Below are 18,056 nucleotides of genomic sequence, written 5' to 3' on the forward strand. Positions count from 1 at the left end.
CCGTGCGGCGTAGAGGACAACGGCCCCGGGCAGGCGCTTCGCGCGTCGCTCCGGACCCGCGCCAGCCCCTCAGCGCTTCCCCATCCGCAGCGCATCCGCGTAACCGGTCAGTTCAAGATAGCCCCGTCCTATCCCGGCGCCTTCGCGACTCACCTTTACCGCCCCTTCCCAGTAAACCGCGCCCGTTGACTGCCGCGAATCGAGTTCCTGATCGTCCATCAGCGGATCCAGTCGCCACCTCAGCGTACCTGTTCTGACGTCCATCGAAACGGGATACTGCGTGTTCGTGCGCGTAGAGCGCCAGCTGCGAACCGGTGTGAATTCGACCTGGTCAGGGCCGAACGTGGTCACCCGACCGGAAGGGTCACGAAGGGCCGCATGCGCCCACATCGCGTGCCCATTGCGACCGCGTATCCTGAATGCCATCAGGGCCGAACCATCAGCGAGGTTCGCCCCCAGCCAATCCCATCCAACGGCATTGGCGTCGAGTAGCGTACTCGACCACTCGTGATCCAGCCACGCCACGCCTGTCACGGCGGTATTCCCGCGCGACGAACTCGCCGACCCGTTCGGACGCACTACGCTGCCAGTCACGCGCAGTTGCGGCTCGCTGTAGTAATAGCTCGCCTGTTCCGGTCGTGGACCTTTGCGCGAATATCCGCGATCACCCTGGATCAATGGAGCTTGCGTTGGCGTCAGTGTGAAATGCAGCGAGAATCCGTTAGCGTCGACATTGACGTCGTAGCGACCCTCCGCGGTGCGAACGATTTTCCATGCATCGAGCTTGACGTTGGTATTGGTCGGTTGCGCATAGGCGAGCCCGAAGCCTTGACGCGCGATACGCTGATCGTGCGCCAGGTGTCCAAGTACTGGATCGCTTAACGCGGCATGCGCAATGATCAACTGCGACGGCGCGAAAGTACTCGGATCGGTGGCGTCGTGATCTGTCGCCGAGCGGAAAAACGTGATCTGAAAACCAAGCGGCTGATTGTCGGGCGTGGTGAGCCAACCCGTCGCGTACCACCACTCGGTGCGAAAAGCCGGGTGAGCGCCGCTGTCCTGCGGAAAGGAAACCGGATGATCGGACGTGACCGCGGCGAATTCGACAGGTGCGCCGAACACGGACGATGCAGCGAGCAGGCTTAGACAAAGCAGACCGCGAAGGCGAGGGCGCAACCGCGGCGGATTTTTCCCGGAAGGAGAAGCGTCCGGCGCTGCGCATGGCATCTCACATGGCGAGACCGCCTCAATGACATGAGATGCGGACACCTTTCGTGCGCGGAGCGCAATCCAGGTCGTAATTCGAGACCCGACGCTGTGCGAAGTGACGCGGGATGCTCCGGCTACATCAAAGCGGGCTGCCGCCTCCGGCATGGCCCCACACGCCGAATCCCACGCCGAATCCCGTGCCAAATCCCGCGCCAAATCCAGCACTGAATCGCTCGCCAGCTCCCCCATCACCAATCCTCCTTTACCGCGCGCACCGCATCCACCGACACCGCGCTGCGTCCCGCGATCACCGCCGTCGAGCATGACGAAGCCAGCATGACTAGCGCGACCGTGCCCAGCGCCGTCCACGGCACATGCAGTGACATGCTCCAATGAAACGACTGCGGATTGACAACGAACACGAGAATCAGGCTGATCGCAAAGCCGAGCACGAAGCCCATCGCGATGCCGCAAACTGTGAGCATGCCGCTTTCGAGCGCGAGGATCGCGAGAATCTGCGCGCGTGTCACGCCGACATGCCGCAGCATGCCGAATTCACGGGCCCGTGCGAGCGCCTGCGCAGAAAACGTCGCCGCAACGCCAAACAGGCCGATCACGATAGCGACCGCTTCAAGCAGATAAGTGACCGCGAAACTCCGGTCGAAGATCACCAGTGTACGTGCGCGAATCTCGCCCGGTTGCGACAGCTCCAGCGACGCGCCGAAGGGCAATGCGCGCAGTCCGGCCATCACGCTGTCAACGCGCACTCCCGGTTGAACGGTAACGGCAACATCGGTCGCGCCCGTATCCTCGGTGAGACGCCGGTAGTCGGCAAGCCGTATCTGGATCGCGCCGCTCTGCCGCACGTAGTCGCGCCACACGCCCGCGATGACGAACACGTGGCCGCTGCCGCCAAGCGGCAATTTCACACGCTGGCCGAGCCTGTATCCATAGAGATCAACCATTGCTTCGGATACCCAAACAGGTGTTTCACCGCTGCGCCATCCGGAGGGCGGCAATATGGCCCCGGTCATCTGCAAATTCGCGCCAGGCTGCGCGGCGTCGATTTCGCGCGCGAGTACGGCGACGTCCGGGCGCGCCGGATCGAGTGTGAGACGCGAGGTGCGGGCAAACGCGGCGCTCCTGATGCCGGACACGTTCGCAAGCAACGTCTGCTCGTCAGGGCCTAACCCGCCGGTGTCGCCGTTCTGCGCCACTCGCACGTAGAGATCGGCGGACAGCAGATGAACCAGCCAGTCGTCGACGGACACGCGAAAGCTCGCCACCATGATCGCCATCGCGACGATCAGCGCGAAGCTCGACAACACGCCGCCCATTGCGATCGACGCGTGGCCCGGCGCATTCGCGAGACGCGCCAGCGCGAGCGTGCTCGCGGCGCCTGCGCGGCGGCGTCCCGCGTACGCGCGGGTCGCCGCGCCGAATATCAGCCCGGTGACGCGCGGCATCAGCGCGATCCCGCCGACCAGCAGCAGCGCGACGGCGACGTAGCCGGCAATCGGCGCATCGAACCATGGCGGAAATTGCGTCAGACACGCAGCGGCCGCGAGGCAGAGCAGCGCAGGCCATGGCGTGGCGAGCCGGGCCAACGCGCCTTCCTCGGCGCCGGCCTTGAGCGCCGCCGCCGGCCGAGCGTGCGCCGCCTCCAGCGCGGGCGCGAGGCTACCCAATACCGACACCGCGATGCCGAGGATCAGAAACAACGCGCTCGCCAACGGTTCGAAGCCGACCTGCGGCTGCACGCCGGGAAAGTAGCCGCCACCGAGATCACTGCCGAAAAAATGCAGCGCGCCGCGTGCCATCGCATAACCCAGCGCGAGTCCCGATAGCGAACCCAGCAGTCCCAGCAGCGCGCCTTCCAGCAGGATCTGCCGCAACAGTTGAGCGCGCGTCAGTCCGAGCACGCGCAGCATGGCGAACTGCGTGCGACGCCGCACGACGCCCAGCGCCTGCGTCGAAAATACGAGGAAAGCGCCGGTGAAGAGCGCCACCAGCGCGAGCACATTCATGTTGATCCGGTAGGCGCGCGACAGGCGATCGGTGCGGCTTTCGGCGTCGCGGGCTTCGGCGACCACCCACCGGTTCCCAAGCCGTGCCTGCACATCACGCCTGAAGCGTTGCCGATCGACGCCGCGCTCGAGTTGCACGTCGATGCGCGACAGCTTGCCCACCTTGCCGAACTTCCACTGCGCGGCGGCGATGTCCATCACCGCGATCCGCTGACCCGGGCGGGTCCTCACGAGGCCGCCCGCGACGCGAAAATGCACGATCGACGTGCCACTTTGCAGCGCCACGTCGTCGCCGGTTTTGACGTGCAGCCATTGCTGAGCGGCCGACGAGAGAAACACCGTATCGGAGGCGAGCGTATCGAACGGCCGGTCCGGCGACGGCACGCCGGTCAGATCGGGCGCGATCCTGCTCGCCTTGAAGACGTCGATGCCGAGCACCTGCAACGACATACTTTGACCCGGTACGCTGACATCGAGGGCGAGCACCGGGCTCGCTAGCGCGACTCCGGTTTCGTTCGACAGGCGCGGATAGAGCGACTCATCGAAGAAAGGCTGCGCGCCACGCACTTGCAGATCCGCTTCGCCCGAAAGGCTGCGGGCCGCCGCCGAGAATTCGTTGAAAGCCGCACTGTTGATCAGTTGCACCGCGTAACCCAGCGCGACACCGAGCGCGATCGTCGCGACGGCAACCAGTGCGCGTCCGCGATGACTGCGCCATTCGGCGCCCAGCAGCCAGCGTGCGAGAACGCGGTGTCCCCGCGCGCGCAGCGGAGGGTGGAAATCAGCGCGCATCGTCGGCGGAACGCGCGGGGGCTTCTTGCGAGAAAGCGTGGCCGAAAAGCGCGTGCCCGGCCGAGGGCGCGTGCAGGCCGCCGTCGCTCAGAATCAGGATGCGGTCGGCCACCGCCGCCGCGGCTTCCGAGTGCGTCACCATGATCGCGGCCGCGCCGGTCGCCTTGCTTTGCGCGCGGAACAGGCCGAGCACCTCGCGCGCGGTATCGGGGTCGAGATTGCCCGTCGGTTCATCGGCAAGAATCAGCTTCGGACGATGGACGAGTGCCCGCGCAATCGCCACGCGCTGCAGCTCGCCGCCAGAGAGCTGCCGCGGAAAATCGTCGCCGCGGCCGTCCAGGCCGACCGCCGCGAGCATGTCGGGCGCGCCGGCAGCAGGAAGCTCGTTGAGCAGCAGTGGTAGTGCGACGTTCTGCGCGAGCGTCAGATGCGGAAGCACGTGAAAAGCCTGGAATACGAAGCCGAGTTTTTGCCGGCGTAGACGGGTCGCCGCGTTGTCGTCCAGCCGCGCGACAGGCGTGCCGTCGATGATGACGTCGCCGCTATCCGCGCTGTCGAGCCCCGCGATCAGATTGAGCAGCGTCGATTTTCCAACCCCGGAGTCACCCATGATCGCAACGAATTCTCCGGGTTCGAGTGTGAAGTCGAGACGCGCGAGGACGATGCGGCCCGTGCCGTACTGCTTGCTCAGCCCGCGGCATTCGAGTGCGGGTACGACTTCGTCACGAAACGCCATGCGGGATCCGAAGAGTTTGACGGCGAAGAGTGGTGTCCGGACAGGGCGCTGCGTATGCGTCGTCGGATGCTGATCAGCCTGCAGACCGCCGCAGTATATTCGGCATCTGTAAGTCATGCGCAAGCGCAATGCATCGCTCAGGGCAAAGCGCAGGTACAAACTGTCGCCCCGATTCCGGTGCTTTTTCAGAGGAGAGGTCGGCGCGAAGTTGGAGTGCCCGGCAAAAATTTTTTTTGCTGGTAAATGGTAGAAATTTTGCTGAACGACCAAAATCGGCGTCCCGCGGTTGATGGAAGGCAGCATGATCCGTTCCCGACCGAGCCGCTCTCGGAATCGGTTTTGCAAAGAGCGCCTAATTTGCTGTCAATTTGTAGCTTCTGTTCATAAAACCAGCGCGTCACTTGGAGTGGGGGTGACCCTGTGCAGACGCACATTTCTATGCGTTTCGCAAGCGGGTGTGGGGCAATAATCTATTGCGAAGGGCTTTGCAGCGTTGTTGCGCTGCAAAAGTTTTCTTATCTTGGTAATCTCCCACCCTTGGTCATTCGACTGCGGGTAAACGTGTAGCGGACGCCACCGCTTCCACGTCAATTTCAGCGAAATCCAGCTTACATATCCATTTCAATGCTTTCTGTTCTGGAGGCGTTGATGCGGCGTTTTGTACTTCAAGTTTTTGACAGAGCACATGCCATTGCCTCTTCTTAGCCTTCTCATCTGGATCCCTATTGTCGCCGGACTCGTCGTTTTGCGTGCCGGATCTGACGCGGCACGCAGTCGCACCCGTTGGCTCGCGCTCGCTGGCGCGGTCGCAGGTTTCCTGCCGGTGATTCCGCTGGTCGCGAATTTCCGCAACGACGTTACGTCGATGCAGTTCGTCGAGAACGCCCGCTGGTCGCCGACGTTCGATATCGCCTGGCATGTGGGCGTGGATGGGATTTCGCTGTGGCTCGTCGCACTGACCGCGCTCACCACGATCATCATCGTGGTTGCGTCGTGGGAGTCGATCACCGAGCGGACCGCACAGTACTTCGGCGCGTTCCTGATGCTGTCGGGCTTCATGCAGGGTGTCTTTACGGCGATGGACGGCATGCTGTTCTTCATCTCGTTCGAAGCGACGCTGATTCCGCTGTATCTGCTGATCGGCACGTGGGGGCATTCGAACCGCTCGTACGCCGCCGTGAAGTTCTTCTTCGTGTCGTTCCTCGGCTCGCTGATGATGCTGATGTCGATGCTCTATCTGTACAGCCAGACGCACAGCTTCGACCTCGCGCTGTGGCGTGAAACGCAGCTTGGCACTGTGCCGCAAATGCTGATCTTCCTCGGCTTCCTCGCTGCATTCGGCGTGAAGGTGCCGATGTGGCCGGTGCATACGTGGCTGCCCGACGTCCACCTCGACGGCCCGACCGGCGCCGCAGTGATGATCGGCATGCTGAAGCTGGGCGGCTATGGCCTGCTGCGTTTCGCGCTGCCGATCGCGCCGCAGGCGAGCCACTTCTTCGCGCCGATGATGATCACACTGTCCCTGATCGCGGTGATCTACTCGAGCCTGCTGGCGCTCGTGCAAACCGACATGCGCCGCCTGCTCGCCTATTCGACGATTGCGCACATGGGGCTCGTGACGCTCGGCCTGTTCGTGTTCAACCGCATCGGCCAGGCCGGCGCGATCGTGCAGATGCTGTCGTACGGCGTGGTGTCCGGCGCGATGCTGCTGTGCACGGGCATGCTCTATGACCGCACGAAGACCGCATCGATCGCCGAATACGGCGGCGTCGCCAACACCATGCCGCGCTTTGCCGCGTTCGTGATGCTGTTCTCGATGGCCAACATCGGTTTGCCGGGCACGTCGGGTTTCGTCGGCGAATTCATGGTGCTGATGGGCGCGATCCGCTTCAACTTCTGGATCGGTGCAATCGCCGCATCGACGCTCGTGCTGAGCGCCGCCTACACGTTGTGGATGTACAAGCGCGTGATCTTCGGCGCGATTGCCAACGCGCGCGTCGCGAAACTGAAGGACCTCGGCAATCGCGAGTTCGTGCTGCTGGGCGCGATGGCCGTGCTGGTGCTGGCCATCGGCCTTTACCCGAAGCCGTTTACCGATGCGATCGATCCGTCGGTCGGCACGCTGCTCGCTCAGTCGGAGCGCTCGGCTCATCCCGCGGACGACGCCGCGCCTGACGGTGGCGAGCATCTGCAAGCCGCAGCCCCGGCGCCGGTTGCCACCACGGTCCGCACGCCGGGCTGATGTCAAGCGGTGTGGTGCGCTTGCAGCATGCGTAATCGCGGATGCTGCTTCGTAGACGCAGCTTCACGCATCGCAGAAATCCCTGGTGCACCTTTCGCGCGGAGCGGCCATTCGGGCCGAGCCACGTTTTTAGGGCTTTTTTTCAGGGGTCTTTGTGATGCGTCAACTTTTCAGTGCTTTGCAGTGGAGCATTGCAACCCCCGCTTGCGCACAGGTGTGCGGCAACGTGTCGCACTGTGGTGCGACGCAATAGATCGTTGCGAAATCGAGGGTTTATCGCCGATCGACGTGCCCCTATTATGCGAGCGCTTATTAATGGAGAGCGGTCGAATGACGTTCGTTGAAGTCGTAAAAGAGAGGCACACAATATGAAAGGAAAGACTCTACGAGGGTCGTTAAGTTTCCTTTCCGCCGGCCTCGTGTTGTTGCTCTCGGGTTGCAGCAACCTCGATATCCTGAATCCGAAGGGGAGTGTGGGACTGGCGGAACGTGATCTGATTGCCACGTCCACCTGGGCCATGCTTGTTGTTGTCGTGCCGGTGATCTTCCTCACGCTGCTGTTCGCGTGGCGTTATCGCGCGTCGAATAGAAGCGCTGAATACCGTCCGAAGTGGGTTCACTCAACAGGTATCGAAATCGCTGTCTGGACGATTCCGACGCTGATCATTCTGTTCCTGGCCGTGTTGACGTGGAAGAGCACGCACGAGCTCGATCCGTACCGTCCGCTCGAGTCGCAGGTCAAGCCGATCAACGTCGAAGTCGTCGCGCTCGACTGGAAGTGGCTGTTCATTTATCCCGACCTCGGCATTGCGTCGGTGAACCAGCTCGCGATCCCGGTCGGCACGCCGGTGAACTTCGTGATTACCTCCGACACGGTGATGAACTCGTTCTTCATCCCGCAACTCGGTGGCCAGATCTACGCGATGGCCGGCATGCAAACGCGCCTGCATCTGATCGCGGACGAAGCCGGCGACTACGCCGGTACCGCGGCCAACTTCAGCGGCAAGGGCTTCTCGGACATGAAGTTCCGTACGCTCGCCAAGTCGCCGGAAGAGTTCAACGCATGGGTGGCGAAAGTGCGCGCTTCATCGGATAACCTCAGCATGGACCGCTACCACACGGTATCGGCGCCGAGCGAAAAGGATCCGGTGCGCTACTTCTCGTCGGTCGATCCGAAGCTCTTTCACAACATCATTGCCCGATACAACAACGGTAACGTCATGGACAACATGAAGGACGCCAACTGCGGGCCGAAGGGATAAGCATGTTCGGAAAACTCTCACTAGACTCGATCCCGTACCACGAGCCGATCATCATGGTGACGGCTGCCGGCATTGCCATCGGCGGTGCGCTGGTTCTGGGTCTGATCACCTATTTTGGCAAATGGCGCTACCTGTGGACCGAATGGCTCACGTCGGTCGACCACAAGAAGCTGGGCGTGATGTACATCGTGGTTGCACTCATCATGCTGTTCCGCGGTTTCGCGGACGCGATCATGATGCGTACCCAGCTAGCGCTGGCGTATAACTCGCCAGGCGTTCTGCCGCCGCACCATTACGACCAGATCTTTACCGCGCACGGCGTCATCATGATTTTCTTCATGGCGATGGCGTTCATGGTCGGCCTGATGAACATCATCGTGCCGTTGCAGATCGGTGCCCGCGACGTTGCGTTCCCGTTCCTGAACTCGTTGAGCTTCTGGATGACCGCGATCAGCGCGATTCTGATCAACATTTCGCTCGTGGTCGGTGAATTCGCGCAAACGGGCTGGCTTGCTTATCCGCCGTTGTCCGAACTGCAGTTCAGTCCGGGTGTCGGGGTCGATTATTACCTGTGGAGTCTGCAGCTCTCCGGTATCGGTACATTGCTGACCGGCGTGAACTTCTTCGTGACGATCGTGAAGATGCGCGCGCCGGGCATGACGTTCATGAAGATGCCGGTGTTCACGTGGACCGCGCTGTGCACCAACGTGCTGATCATGGCGGCGTTCCCGATCCTGACCGTCACGCTCGCGCTGCTCGGTCTGGACCGTTACCTCGGCATGCACTTCTTCACGAACGATGCCGGCGGCAACGCGATGATGTACCTGAACCTGATCTGGGCATGGGGTCACCCTGAGGTGTACATCCTGATCCTGCCGGCGTTCGGTATTTTCTCGGAAGTCGTGGCGACCTTCGCGAAGAAGCCGCTGTTCGGCTACAAGACGATGGTGTGGGCGACCTGCGCGATCATGGTGCTGTCGTTCCTCGTGTGGCTGCACCACTTCTTCACGATGGGTTCTGGCGCTGACGTGAACGCGTTCTTCGGTATCGCGACGATGGTCATTGCCATTCCGACCGGCGTGAAAGTGTTCAACTGGCTGTTCACGATCTACAAGGGCCGTCTGCAATTCACGACGCCGATTCTGTGGACCCTCGGTTTCATGGTCACCTTCACGATCGGCGGTATGACCGGCGTGATGATGGCGATTCCGGGCGCGGACTTCGTGCTGCACAACAGCCTGTTCCTGATCGCTCACTTCCACAACGTGATTATTGGTGGCGTGCTGTTCGGCTACCTGGCCGGTTTCAACTACTGGTTCCCGAAGGCATTCGGCTTCAAGCTGAACGAAGCGTGGGGCAAGGCATCGTTCTGGTTCTGGCAGATCGGTTTCTGGGTTGCGTTCACGCCGCTGTACGTGCTGGGCTTCATGGGCATGACGCGTCGTCTGAATCACTACGACAATCCGGATTGGCATCCGTGGCTGATGTTCGCGTGGGTCGGTGCGGTTCTGATCGCCATCGGTATCGCTTGCCAGGTGGTGCAGCTGGTGGTTAGCCTGCGCGATCGCAACCTGCCGCAAAACCGCGACGTCACGGGCGATCCGTGGGACGGTCACACGCTGGAATGGGCCACGAGCTCGCCGCCGGCGTCGTACAACTTCGCGATCATTCCGGACGTGCGTGAGCTGGATGCATTCGCTGAAATGAAGTTGCGCAAGGATCAGCCGAAGCCGGCGTATCGCGACATTCATATGCCGTCGAACACGTCGGCGGGTCTGGTCGTGGCCGTGTTCTCGCTGGTGCTGGGTTTTGCCGCTGTGTGGCACATCTGGTGGCTCGCCATTGTTGGTCTGGTCGGCTCGATCGCTACTGTGATCGTCTACAGCTGGCAGAAGAACGAAGGCTTTTACATCCCGGCCGCCACGGTCGCGGCGATTGAAGAGAAACGCTCCGGTGCCGGTGCGCCGGTCGCGTTGGAGGTGGATTGATGTCAAACAACACGCTTACGGCAGACGCGCATCACCACGATGCGCATCACGCCGATCACCCGCCGTCGCATTCGGTATTCGGCTTCTGGCTGTACCTGATGACCGACTGCATCATCTTCGCGTCGCTGTTCGCAGTGTTCGCGGTGATGAGCCACCAGTTCGCCGGCGGCCCGACCGGTAAGGATCTGTTCGAGATTCCGGGCGTGGCGCTGGAAACGACGATGCTGCTGCTGAGCAGTATCACGTACGGTTTCGCGATGCTGGGTGCGCACAAGAACCGCAAGGGCGCATTGCTCTTCTGGCTCGGCGTGACGTTCCTGCTGGGCCTCGCGTTCCTCGTGCTGGAAATGCGCGAATTCTCGCACCTGATCGCCGAAGGCGCGGGTCCGAGCCGCAGCGCGTTCCTGTCGTCGTTCTTCACGCTGGTCGGCACGCACGGTCTGCACGTCACGTTCGGCCTGATCTGGATGGTGGTGCTTGCCATCCAGGTGCTGGGTCACCGCGACTTGACCGAACGCGACATGATCCGTCTGACGTGCCTGAGCCTTTTCTGGCACTTTCTGGACGTCGTGTGGATCGGCGTCTTCACCTTTGTCTATCTTGCGAGCGTGATCTAAATGGACCATAGCCATAACGCACACTCGGCACACTCGGGTGGGAGCCACGGCAGCTTCGGCAGCTACATGACGGGCTTCGTGCTGTCGGTCATTCTGACTGTCGCGGCGTTCGGCCTCGTGATGACGGGGACGTTGACGGGCCAGAACGCGCTGTTCGCGATCGCGGCCCTCGCGCTCGTGCAGATCGTCGTGCACCTGGTGTTTTTCCTGCACATGAATACGTCGTCGGAGCAGCGCTGGAATGTGACGGCGTTCGCTTTTACTGCGTTGACCGCTGTTATTGTGATTGGCGGGACGTTGTGGGTCATGCATAACGTCAGTATGAATATGATGTCGCGGTAAGGCGTAGAAAGCTTGTAGCCTGAAGAAAACCCCGCAAGATGAAAGTCTTGCGGGGTTTTTTATTTGTGCTTCCTGCTGGCTGATGCTTGTTGTGTGGTGCGTGATTGGATCGTTTAGTGCGGCGCGGTGGATAGCGGCTGCACGGTAGTGGAGGGCAACTCGACCGCGCGTTTCGCGGATGACTTTTTGCGGGGCGCAGCCTTTCCTTCTTCGAGAGGCGCTTTTGCTATCTTCGACGCTTCGGCCAGTAAGTTCGTTGCTTGCTGCGCCGTGATGCGGCTGCGAGGCATGCCCTTCGCGTCAAGTGCAATGACCTGAAACAACTCGCGGTCGCATTCGAGTTCCAGCTGATACTGCTCGGCCGTGTCCACCAGCAATTCGAGCAAGGTATGACGACGCTTTCTTTCGTCGTGGGTAATCGCAGGATATCTGACTATTGACGACGCAAGTGTGATCAAGGTGTCCAGTTGATCCAACTGCCGGTCGCATAAATCGAACGCGGATAGGGCAAGCTTTTCGTACTGGAGTGCATCGACTGGCGGACGCGAAGCCGGTTGATTTTTGACGGACCTGGACATGGTGCGATCTCCCTGTTGCTTCTTTGGATCGCCCGGACACTGGCCTTGGGGGAAGGGGTGAGCGGGCACATGGCGGGGTTGACAGACCGGCGTTCCAACATCCCGGCGAGCCTTGCGGCTCCCCCACCACAGCCCGCCCATTGAAATATAGACGTGCAGCGATAGACGCACGACCCGCCTGGGCGGGTGTGCGGTTGGAACGTCAGGCTGTCAAACCTGGTCGCTGGGTGTTTCCCGACGACTTGGTAATTATAAGGGAGTGGAGCTATCTCGAATTTAGTCTCGGGCTAAATGCTGAGATTGGCCGAATGGATAAGGGTAAGTGGGGCGGAAGTGTCATTGGGTGGTCAATGAGACCAAAAGCGCAGGCTCGTCGAGCGATGTTTATGGCTGACGGTACTGCCAGATCAAGTGACGAACCGCGTTGCGGCTCCAGCGAAAAGCCTTCAACAGAGGCCGCATCCGATTCCCGCGGACCTTTTCAAGCGGACGTGCGGCTTGCGGTGCGAGTTGCTCCACCACGGCTTCCGGCGTCGTGAAGAGGCGCGTTTTCCAGTCCCAATAGAGCGGATAGCGCAGCAGCGCGCCCGCGCACAACATGTCCAGCGTCAATGTGCGATGCCGCCACGGTACTGGGGCGAGCGCGTCATTCGTCAGTCCCCAGCCTGCGTAGAACGGCAGGCCATACGTAAAGACGTTCTTGCCGCGTAACAACGCATCAAAACCTGCCAGCGACGACAGCGTGTGAACTTCGTCCGATGCGTCGACGAGGGACAGCAAGTCCGCTTCCGTATCGACCACGTCTGCAAGTTGCTGCGCGTCGACCAGGCCATTGCGATTGCCAGACAGCACATCGGGATGCGGCTTGTAGACGACGAAGGCATCCGGTCGCAGCCTGCGCACTTCACGTAGCAACGCGTCCGCCGTTCCGATCGCGCGGGTGCCAAGGCGAATGGAGGCGTCGTCGGCGACCTGGCCCGGAACCAGCACCACTTGCTTGCCGGCCGGCGCAGTCCACGTGGGGCGTCGGCGGCCGAGGTTGTACTTGGTGACGCCGAGAGTGACGACCCGCTCGCGCAACGCCGCCGCGCGTGCCAATTCAGCGGGACTGAACTCGGTTTCGTTGAGCAGCACGCTGAGATCGCTTGGTTGGCTCGCGTCGAAGTAGAGGCCGCGACGGTCGATGACCTGACTGCGTGGCGCGATCATGTCGGAGCCGAGGCCCGTTGAATGAAAGAAGCCGTCTTCGATTCTGACGCGGCGCACACGTGACGCGAGACCGTCCGAACTGCGGGCGCCCCACAATACTGCGCATTCGTCCGCTTGTACTGATTGCGGATGCTGGGTCCAACGCAGGGGCACGCAGCCGCCTGCGCTGATATACGGCGTCGCAAAAGGGCGTTTCCACCACTGGAAGCGAATACCCGTCACGGCTTGCAGATCGGCGAAGCGCTGCCTGACGGCGTACTGCAAGTCGATGCTATCGAGCAGATCGTCGAGCGTGCCACGGGTGTGAGTGACCGGATTCAGATAGCGCGCGAACCGCAGGAAAACTACGTCGAATAGCGTGGCAAGCGAGGGACGAGCGGTGCGGTTGGGGAAGGGCTGGTTGTCGTGCGTGAGTCCCCAGCCCGCGTAATACGGCGTGCCGAAAACATGCACAGGCACGCCCGCCAATAGCGCGTGCATGCCTTCCGATGCGCGCAACGTGTAGACGTGATCGACATGAAGCAGGGCCGCGCATAACGACTCGTGCTTGTCGAGGCGACGCGCGTTGGCCAGAGCGTCATGGTTGATGGATGCTGAGAGCCAGCGCCCGCTGCCGGCGTCGTCAGATCGGGCGATCCAGAATTCGGCCTGTGGCTGGGCTGCACGTGCGGCCTGCAGCATCCGCATGAAGGCTTGCGGCGTGTGACGTGTTGCGCTCGCGCCGATACCCTGCGAGCGCACTCGCTCGTCGATCAACATGACGCGAGTCGCGCGTCGTGGCTCAAGCAATGCAGCCGGGCAAAGTGCGGACGATTGACGTAGCGTCGAAGCGCGACCCTGTGCGAACCGCTGCATCGAGCGCTCGATCTCTGCCGAAGCGCCGGAATTGTCCTCGTTCTCTTGCGCGGAGATGAGCGCCGAATTGAGTGCGGTTGCAAACGCGTCCGCACCAGCATCGGCAACCGGAACCGAGAACCACGATAGCAATGGCGTGCCTGCCGGTCCACGCGACCAGACCGGGCCGGGCCAAGCAGCATTGACGCACTTGCCGCTCAGGCGCGCGAAGCGCAATGCGATGCGCCCGTGCCAGCGATCGATCCACAGATGTTCAGAACGCCCACCAGCAAGGCCGCAAAGCAGGCGCGATCCGCGTGTGATGCTGCGCAGGTTGATTGCGAGGCCTGTCGGAGCTTGCCGCCCGGTAACGTTCTGTGTCATTTAGCGCAGCGTCTCGAGAAAGCCATCGACGTGTTCAAAATGCTCCGTCCAGGTGGGTTCACGAAACCGTTCGATACGGGTCACTTGAGCGGCGCGTTCGGGGCTGTCCGCGCGAGTGTAGGCCTGAATTCGCGCGAGCCAGCCGGGGCCGTCAAGCGGATCGAGATAGTCGGGAATATCGTCGGCGATTTCGTGAAAAACGTCGAGATCGCTTGCGAGCACGGGCACTTTCAGCGCGAGCGCTTCGGCGAGCGGCATGCCGTAGCCTTCGACGAACGACGGAAACAGCAGTGCTTGAGCGTGCTGTAAATACGCATGGAGTTGCTCGTCGGAGCAGTGTGCTTCTTCGATGACGACGCCTTTTAGCGATTCGCAACGCTCCAGCATGTCGATGACGTTTTCGCATTCCCAGCCGCGTCGGCCGATTACCACGAGTTTCGGTGCAGCCGTTCCCAGTTGTTCTACCAGACGCCGCCATACATGCAGGATGAACCAGTGGTTCTTGCGCGGCTCGATGGTGCCGAGCATGACGAAATAGGGTTCAGGAAGCGGACGTGGGGCGAGAGGGCGCGGCGTGACGCCAGAGGCCAGGCGCGCGACGACGGTCGGCGGCAGCGGAAGATTGGCGCGCCGTGCTTCGTCGGCTAGCGAGTCGAGCGTGGCCTGCGAGTTCATGATCAGCCCGCTCGCTTGCTTTAGCGCTGTGTGCATCCGAAGGCGATGCGTTGCGTCGACGTTGGGGCGGCAATATTCGGCATGAGTCAACGGAATTAAATCGTGGACCATGAATACAGGGCGAATCTGGCGTTTGGCCATTGCGCTGTAGTAGCGACCGAATTCCATGCCGTTGTGACTTGTGTGCAACAGAACTCCGTTGAGTCTTGTTTCTCGCAGTCGATTAAGGCAAGCACGGACGACTAAAGCGCGGATCGCATTTTTATTGCATGTTGATGAAAGAAGCCATGCAAACGTTTGCTGCGAATCTTGTTCAGTTAAAACGGTGGAAAATCCGCGCTCGCTGAGTACCGCGCGCGCTTTTGAGCCGTACTTTTCAATGTAGGCGAGGCCGACGCGATCGACGCCCGTGGGCAGGAGACCGTCGTAAAGGCGCGTCAGGAGGCGTGTGACGTCAAGGAAAAGAGTTGGCACAAGTGATGTGTTGCGGTTCTTTTTTGTCTGTTATCGCACAGACGTTTTCAGTCTTGAAAGTGTGGCTTTTTTTTTACAGCGCGCCATTTTACCCGAGTGCGTGAGAGAATCCGTTGTTGCGTTTTGTAACAATACTGTCTTCGCTCGCTGCTTGGTGGGCGCTTTGCGCGTTTGTGAAGTGATTGCGTTTTTCGGTTTTTAGTCGCGTGTTCGGTCTGCATTTTTCCGTGATGCTTAAGTCTCGTTGACACCCGTGTCGAACAGGCGAGTGTCCTCGAATATGCGTTGTAGATGGCTGCTGCTAAACGAATTTGAGAGTGATGGAAACAAGTTATCCCGGCCCTGTGGTTCCTAGCGCAGCCTTGATTTCGGCGTCGAGCCGTGCGTCGATAAAGTCGCAGCGCCCTTTGGTCATCTGGTTTACGGGCATGTCGGGGGCAGGAAAGTCAACGCTTGCACGCATGCTCGATAGAGAATTGCATATCTGTGGTCTGCATACCGTGCTACTCGACGGTGATAACTTGCGCCTCGGATTGAACAACGACCTGGACTTCTCCGATGCAAGTCGCCGCGAAAGTATCCGACGTGCCGCGGAAGTTGCACGGCTGATGGTCGATGCCGGGCTAATCGTGATCGCGTCGTTCATTTCCCCGTTCCGTACTGACCGGGATGCGGCCAGAGCGCTGTTCGGGAGTGGGCAGTTCTTCGAGATCCATGTGGATGCGCCCCTTGAGGTTGTGGAGGCGCGCGATACGAAAGGGCTTTATAAGAAGGCGCGCGAAGGCTTGTTAATGAAGTTTACGGGGATTGATTCGCCTTACGAGGCGCCGGTAGATCCGGAGTTGTATTTGAACACTGCTGAGCTCGAGCCCGGCGAAACACTGCAGCGCATTTTTTTGGCGATCGGGTCGTTGAGGGTCGATGCGACTGAGGAAATTGCACCTCGACTCTGCGCGTAGAGGCCGAAAACGAACGGTAAAAGAGCATTGCCCGTTGTTGGCGGCGCTAGTGCGGCAGCGTTTGCTGCCGTAAGTATTTCGTGGCATCCATGCTGATTTCTGGGTGGTTAATTGCGTATCTTCTTTGACTGCAGGACGTGCTTTCAGCGTGCTCGCAGAAGGCGAGTCTGGTTGGGTAAGAATTGCCGAGGAGCGCGAGCCTGCAGTAACCAGTGTTTCTTGCTGGATCGCATTTCCGGCTATTGGATCTTGTGAGGTTTGCAGAATCACCACCTGTCATTGACGAGGAGCAACGCCCGTTTCTCTTGAGGCGGCACACACAATGATTGTGTTCAAGGCAAATTTCTACAATTGGAAGCGTGGATTTTTTGTCAGTTGCCGCCATTTGTCTCCGTCAGCGTGAGACAATTCGCGCCAAACTCTTATTACTTACCGAGTCTTGCAATAAATGTCGCGTCTGTCTCGTCGTCTTGTTTTAAGCGCTGTTGCCTTGGGCGTTCTCTCGCTTGGCGCTTGTTCGAGTATTCCTACTTCTGGGCCCAGCAGTGCTCAGGTGAGCAATGCCGCCGCTCCCGCAAATCCCCAAGGCATCCAGATTGTGGATGTAACCGATGATGTTGCGCGCAAGCTTTTTGCCGAGCGCAGCATTGGTAACTTTGCCAGCACGCTGGGTAACGGCACCTCATTTCAGCAACAGCTCGGCGTGGGCGACACAATCGAAGTTTCGATTTGGGAGGCGCCCCCGGCTACCTTGTTTGGTGCTGCGCAACTGGATTCGAAGGGGGGCACTAGCAATGCGCGCGTGACGGTGCTGCCTGATCAGACGATCGATGGGACCGGCAACATCAATGTGCCGTTCGCGGGTGAACTGAAAGCGGCGGGGCGTACGCCGATTGAGTTGCAGCGGGATATAACCGCCCGCCTCAAGAACATCGCACACGATCCGCAAGTTCTGGTGAAGCTCTCGCGCAACGCGACCTCGTACGTAACAGTTGTAGGTGATGTGGCAAGCAGCAACCGGATGCCGTTGACTGCTCGCGGAGAGCGCCTTCTGGATGCGTTGGCCGCTGCTGGTGGCGTCAAACAACCTGTAGATAAGATAACAATTCAGGTCACGCGTGGCGACACGGTGGCTTCGCTTCCTCTTGAAACAGTCATTCGAGATCCACACCAGAACGTTCCATTGCATGCCGGTGACGTTGTAACGGCGCTCTTCCAGCCGTTCAGTTTTATGTCTCTGGGCGCGACTGGCAAAAACGAAGAGATCAATTTCGAGGCGCAGGGCATTACGCTCGCACAAGCACTAGCGCGTGCGGGCGGTCTTCAGGATTCCCGCTCGGATGCACAAGGCGTGTTCATTTTCCGTCTCGAAGACGCGAAGGCTTTGCCGTGGCCATCATCTCCTGTTCGCACGACAGCGGACGGGAAAATACCGGTGGTCTATCGGGTGAATTTGCGTGACCCGAACTCATTCTTTGTTGCGCAGAGCTTTATGATGGATAACAAGGATTTGCTCTATGTGTCGAATGCGCCGATCGCAGAGGTGCAGAAGTTTCTGAATGTGGTGTTCTCGGTCGCGTATCCGGTTATTACGGGGGTTCAGACGTTTAGGTAGGCGCATTGTTTGAGGTGCTGCGGGTGCACGATGTTGCGCCCGCAAAAGCGTGGCTTAAGGCTCGGCAATGGTTTCCTGGTTGATCCCAAGCATGTAGTCGCGTCTGTATTGTG

At 60.4% G+C, this 18,056-nt stretch carries 13 protein-coding genes; 7 read left to right on the forward strand and 6 right to left on the reverse strand.

The window, feature by feature from the left end; translation table 11 throughout:
- Positions 1–69 precede the first annotated feature (69 nt).
- From CIC12_RS00845 to CIC12_RS00855, 3 genes are all read right to left on the reverse strand, one after another.
- Positions 70–1,227 (reverse strand): lipocalin-like domain-containing protein, encoded by a 1,158-nt coding sequence (locus CIC12_RS00845; protein WP_238812282.1) that lies wholly within the window; start codon positions 1,225–1,227, stop codon positions 70–72.
- A gap of 230 nt (positions 1,228–1,457) precedes the next feature.
- Positions 1,458–4,028, reverse strand: a complete 2,571-nt coding sequence (locus CIC12_RS00850) for an FtsX-like permease family protein (protein WP_168661268.1) — start codon at positions 4,026–4,028, stop codon at positions 1,458–1,460.
- On the reverse strand, positions 4,018–4,764 hold the full coding sequence (locus CIC12_RS00855) for an ABC transporter ATP-binding protein (RefSeq protein WP_238812284.1): 747 nt from the start codon (positions 4,762–4,764) through the stop codon (positions 4,018–4,020). Before CIC12_RS00855 ends, CIC12_RS00850 begins: the two co-directional genes overlap by 11 nt.
- Positions 4,765–5,449: 685 nt before the next feature.
- Here CIC12_RS00855 and CIC12_RS00860 point away from each other — a divergent pair.
- The 5 genes from CIC12_RS00860 to cyoD all read left to right on the forward strand — a co-directional run bounded on the left by CIC12_RS00860 (position 5,450) and on the right by cyoD (position 11,215).
- Positions 5,450–7,006, forward strand: a complete 1,557-nt coding sequence (locus CIC12_RS00860) for an NADH-quinone oxidoreductase subunit M (protein ID WP_168661270.1) — start codon at positions 5,450–5,452, stop codon at positions 7,004–7,006.
- A 368-nt stretch (positions 7,007–7,374) separates the two neighbouring features.
- Positions 7,375–8,268 carry a ubiquinol oxidase subunit II gene (gene cyoA, locus CIC12_RS00865; RefSeq protein WP_168661272.1) on the forward strand — a complete coding sequence of 298 codons (894 nt, stop codon included), beginning with the start codon at positions 7,375–7,377 and terminating at the stop codon, positions 8,266–8,268.
- A gap of 2 nt (positions 8,269–8,270) precedes the next feature.
- Positions 8,271–10,256, forward strand: a complete 1,986-nt coding sequence (gene cyoB / locus CIC12_RS00870; protein WP_168661274.1) for a cytochrome o ubiquinol oxidase subunit I — start codon at positions 8,271–8,273, stop codon at positions 10,254–10,256.
- Positions 10,256–10,873, forward strand: coding sequence for a cytochrome o ubiquinol oxidase subunit III (gene cyoC / locus CIC12_RS00875; RefSeq protein ID WP_168661276.1), 618 nt, complete (start codon positions 10,256–10,258; stop codon positions 10,871–10,873). The genes cyoB and cyoC overlap by 1 nt, the downstream gene beginning before the upstream one ends.
- A complete protein-coding gene (gene cyoD / locus CIC12_RS00880) occupies positions 10,874–11,215 on the forward strand; it encodes a cytochrome o ubiquinol oxidase subunit IV (protein WP_042325866.1) in 342 nt (113 codons plus the stop codon).
- A 113-nt stretch (positions 11,216–11,328) separates the two neighbouring features.
- On the opposite strand, the gene CIC12_RS00885 is transcribed toward cyoD, so the two are convergent.
- The 3 genes from CIC12_RS00885 to CIC12_RS00895 all read right to left on the reverse strand — a co-directional run bounded on the left by CIC12_RS00885 (position 11,329) and on the right by CIC12_RS00895 (position 15,369).
- On the reverse strand, positions 11,329–11,793 hold the full coding sequence (locus CIC12_RS00885; protein ID WP_168661278.1) for a hypothetical protein: 465 nt from the start codon (positions 11,791–11,793) through the stop codon (positions 11,329–11,331).
- A gap of 384 nt (positions 11,794–12,177) precedes the next feature.
- Positions 12,178–14,220 (reverse strand): capsular polysaccharide export protein, LipB/KpsS family, encoded by a 2,043-nt coding sequence (locus CIC12_RS00890; protein ID WP_168661280.1) that lies wholly within the window; start codon positions 14,218–14,220, stop codon positions 12,178–12,180.
- Positions 14,221–15,369, reverse strand: coding sequence for a glycosyltransferase (locus CIC12_RS00895; protein ID WP_168661282.1), 1,149 nt, complete (start codon positions 15,367–15,369; stop codon positions 14,221–14,223).
- A 320-nt stretch (positions 15,370–15,689) separates the two neighbouring features.
- Between CIC12_RS00895 and cysC the strand changes: the two genes are divergently transcribed.
- Positions 15,690–16,328 (forward strand): adenylyl-sulfate kinase, encoded by a 639-nt coding sequence (cysC, locus tag CIC12_RS00900; RefSeq protein ID WP_168661284.1) that lies wholly within the window; start codon positions 15,690–15,692, stop codon positions 16,326–16,328.
- A 448-nt stretch (positions 16,329–16,776) separates the two neighbouring features.
- Positions 16,777–17,943: a polysaccharide biosynthesis/export family protein gene (locus tag CIC12_RS00905; RefSeq protein WP_168661286.1), complete on the forward strand. Its 1,167-nt coding sequence runs from the start codon at positions 16,777–16,779 to the stop codon at positions 17,941–17,943.
- Positions 17,944–18,056: the final 113 nt, after the last annotated feature.

Source organism: Paraburkholderia sp. SG-MS1 (genome assembly GCF_012275575.1).
In the GTDB taxonomy this organism is placed as follows: Bacteria; Pseudomonadota; Gammaproteobacteria; order Burkholderiales; family Burkholderiaceae; genus Paraburkholderia.

Bases quoted from the DNA above. Each gene is read 5' to 3' on its own strand.
- CIC12_RS00885 (WP_168661278.1), bottom strand. From the start codon at position 11,793: ATGTCCAGGTCCGTCAAAAATCAACCGGCTTCGCGTCCGCCAGTCGAT.
- cyoC (WP_168661276.1), top strand. From the start codon at position 10,256: ATGTCAAACAACACGCTTACGGCAGACGCGCATCACCACGATGCGCAT.
- cyoD (WP_042325866.1), top strand. From the start codon at position 10,874: ATGGACCATAGCCATAACGCACACTCGGCACACTCGGGTGGGAGCCAC.
- CIC12_RS00905 (WP_168661286.1), top strand. From the start codon at position 16,777: ATGTCGCGTCTGTCTCGTCGTCTTGTTTTAAGCGCTGTTGCCTTGGGC.
- CIC12_RS00845 (WP_238812282.1), bottom strand. From the start codon at position 1,227: ATGCCATGCGCAGCGCCGGACGCTTCTCCTTCCGGGAAAAATCCGCCG.
- CIC12_RS00890 (WP_168661280.1), bottom strand. From the start codon at position 14,220: ATGACACAGAACGTTACCGGGCGGCAAGCTCCGACAGGCCTCGCAATC.
- CIC12_RS00860 (WP_168661270.1), top strand. From the start codon at position 5,450: ATGCCATTGCCTCTTCTTAGCCTTCTCATCTGGATCCCTATTGTCGCC.
- cyoA (WP_168661272.1), top strand. From the start codon at position 7,375: ATGAAAGGAAAGACTCTACGAGGGTCGTTAAGTTTCCTTTCCGCCGGC.
- CIC12_RS00855 (WP_238812284.1), bottom strand. From the start codon at position 4,764: ATGGCGTTTCGTGACGAAGTCGTACCCGCACTCGAATGCCGCGGGCTG.
- cysC (WP_168661284.1), top strand. From the start codon at position 15,690: ATGGAAACAAGTTATCCCGGCCCTGTGGTTCCTAGCGCAGCCTTGATT.
- CIC12_RS00850 (WP_168661268.1), bottom strand. From the start codon at position 4,028: ATGCGCGCTGATTTCCACCCTCCGCTGCGCGCGCGGGGACACCGCGTT.
- cyoB (WP_168661274.1), top strand. From the start codon at position 8,271: ATGTTCGGAAAACTCTCACTAGACTCGATCCCGTACCACGAGCCGATC.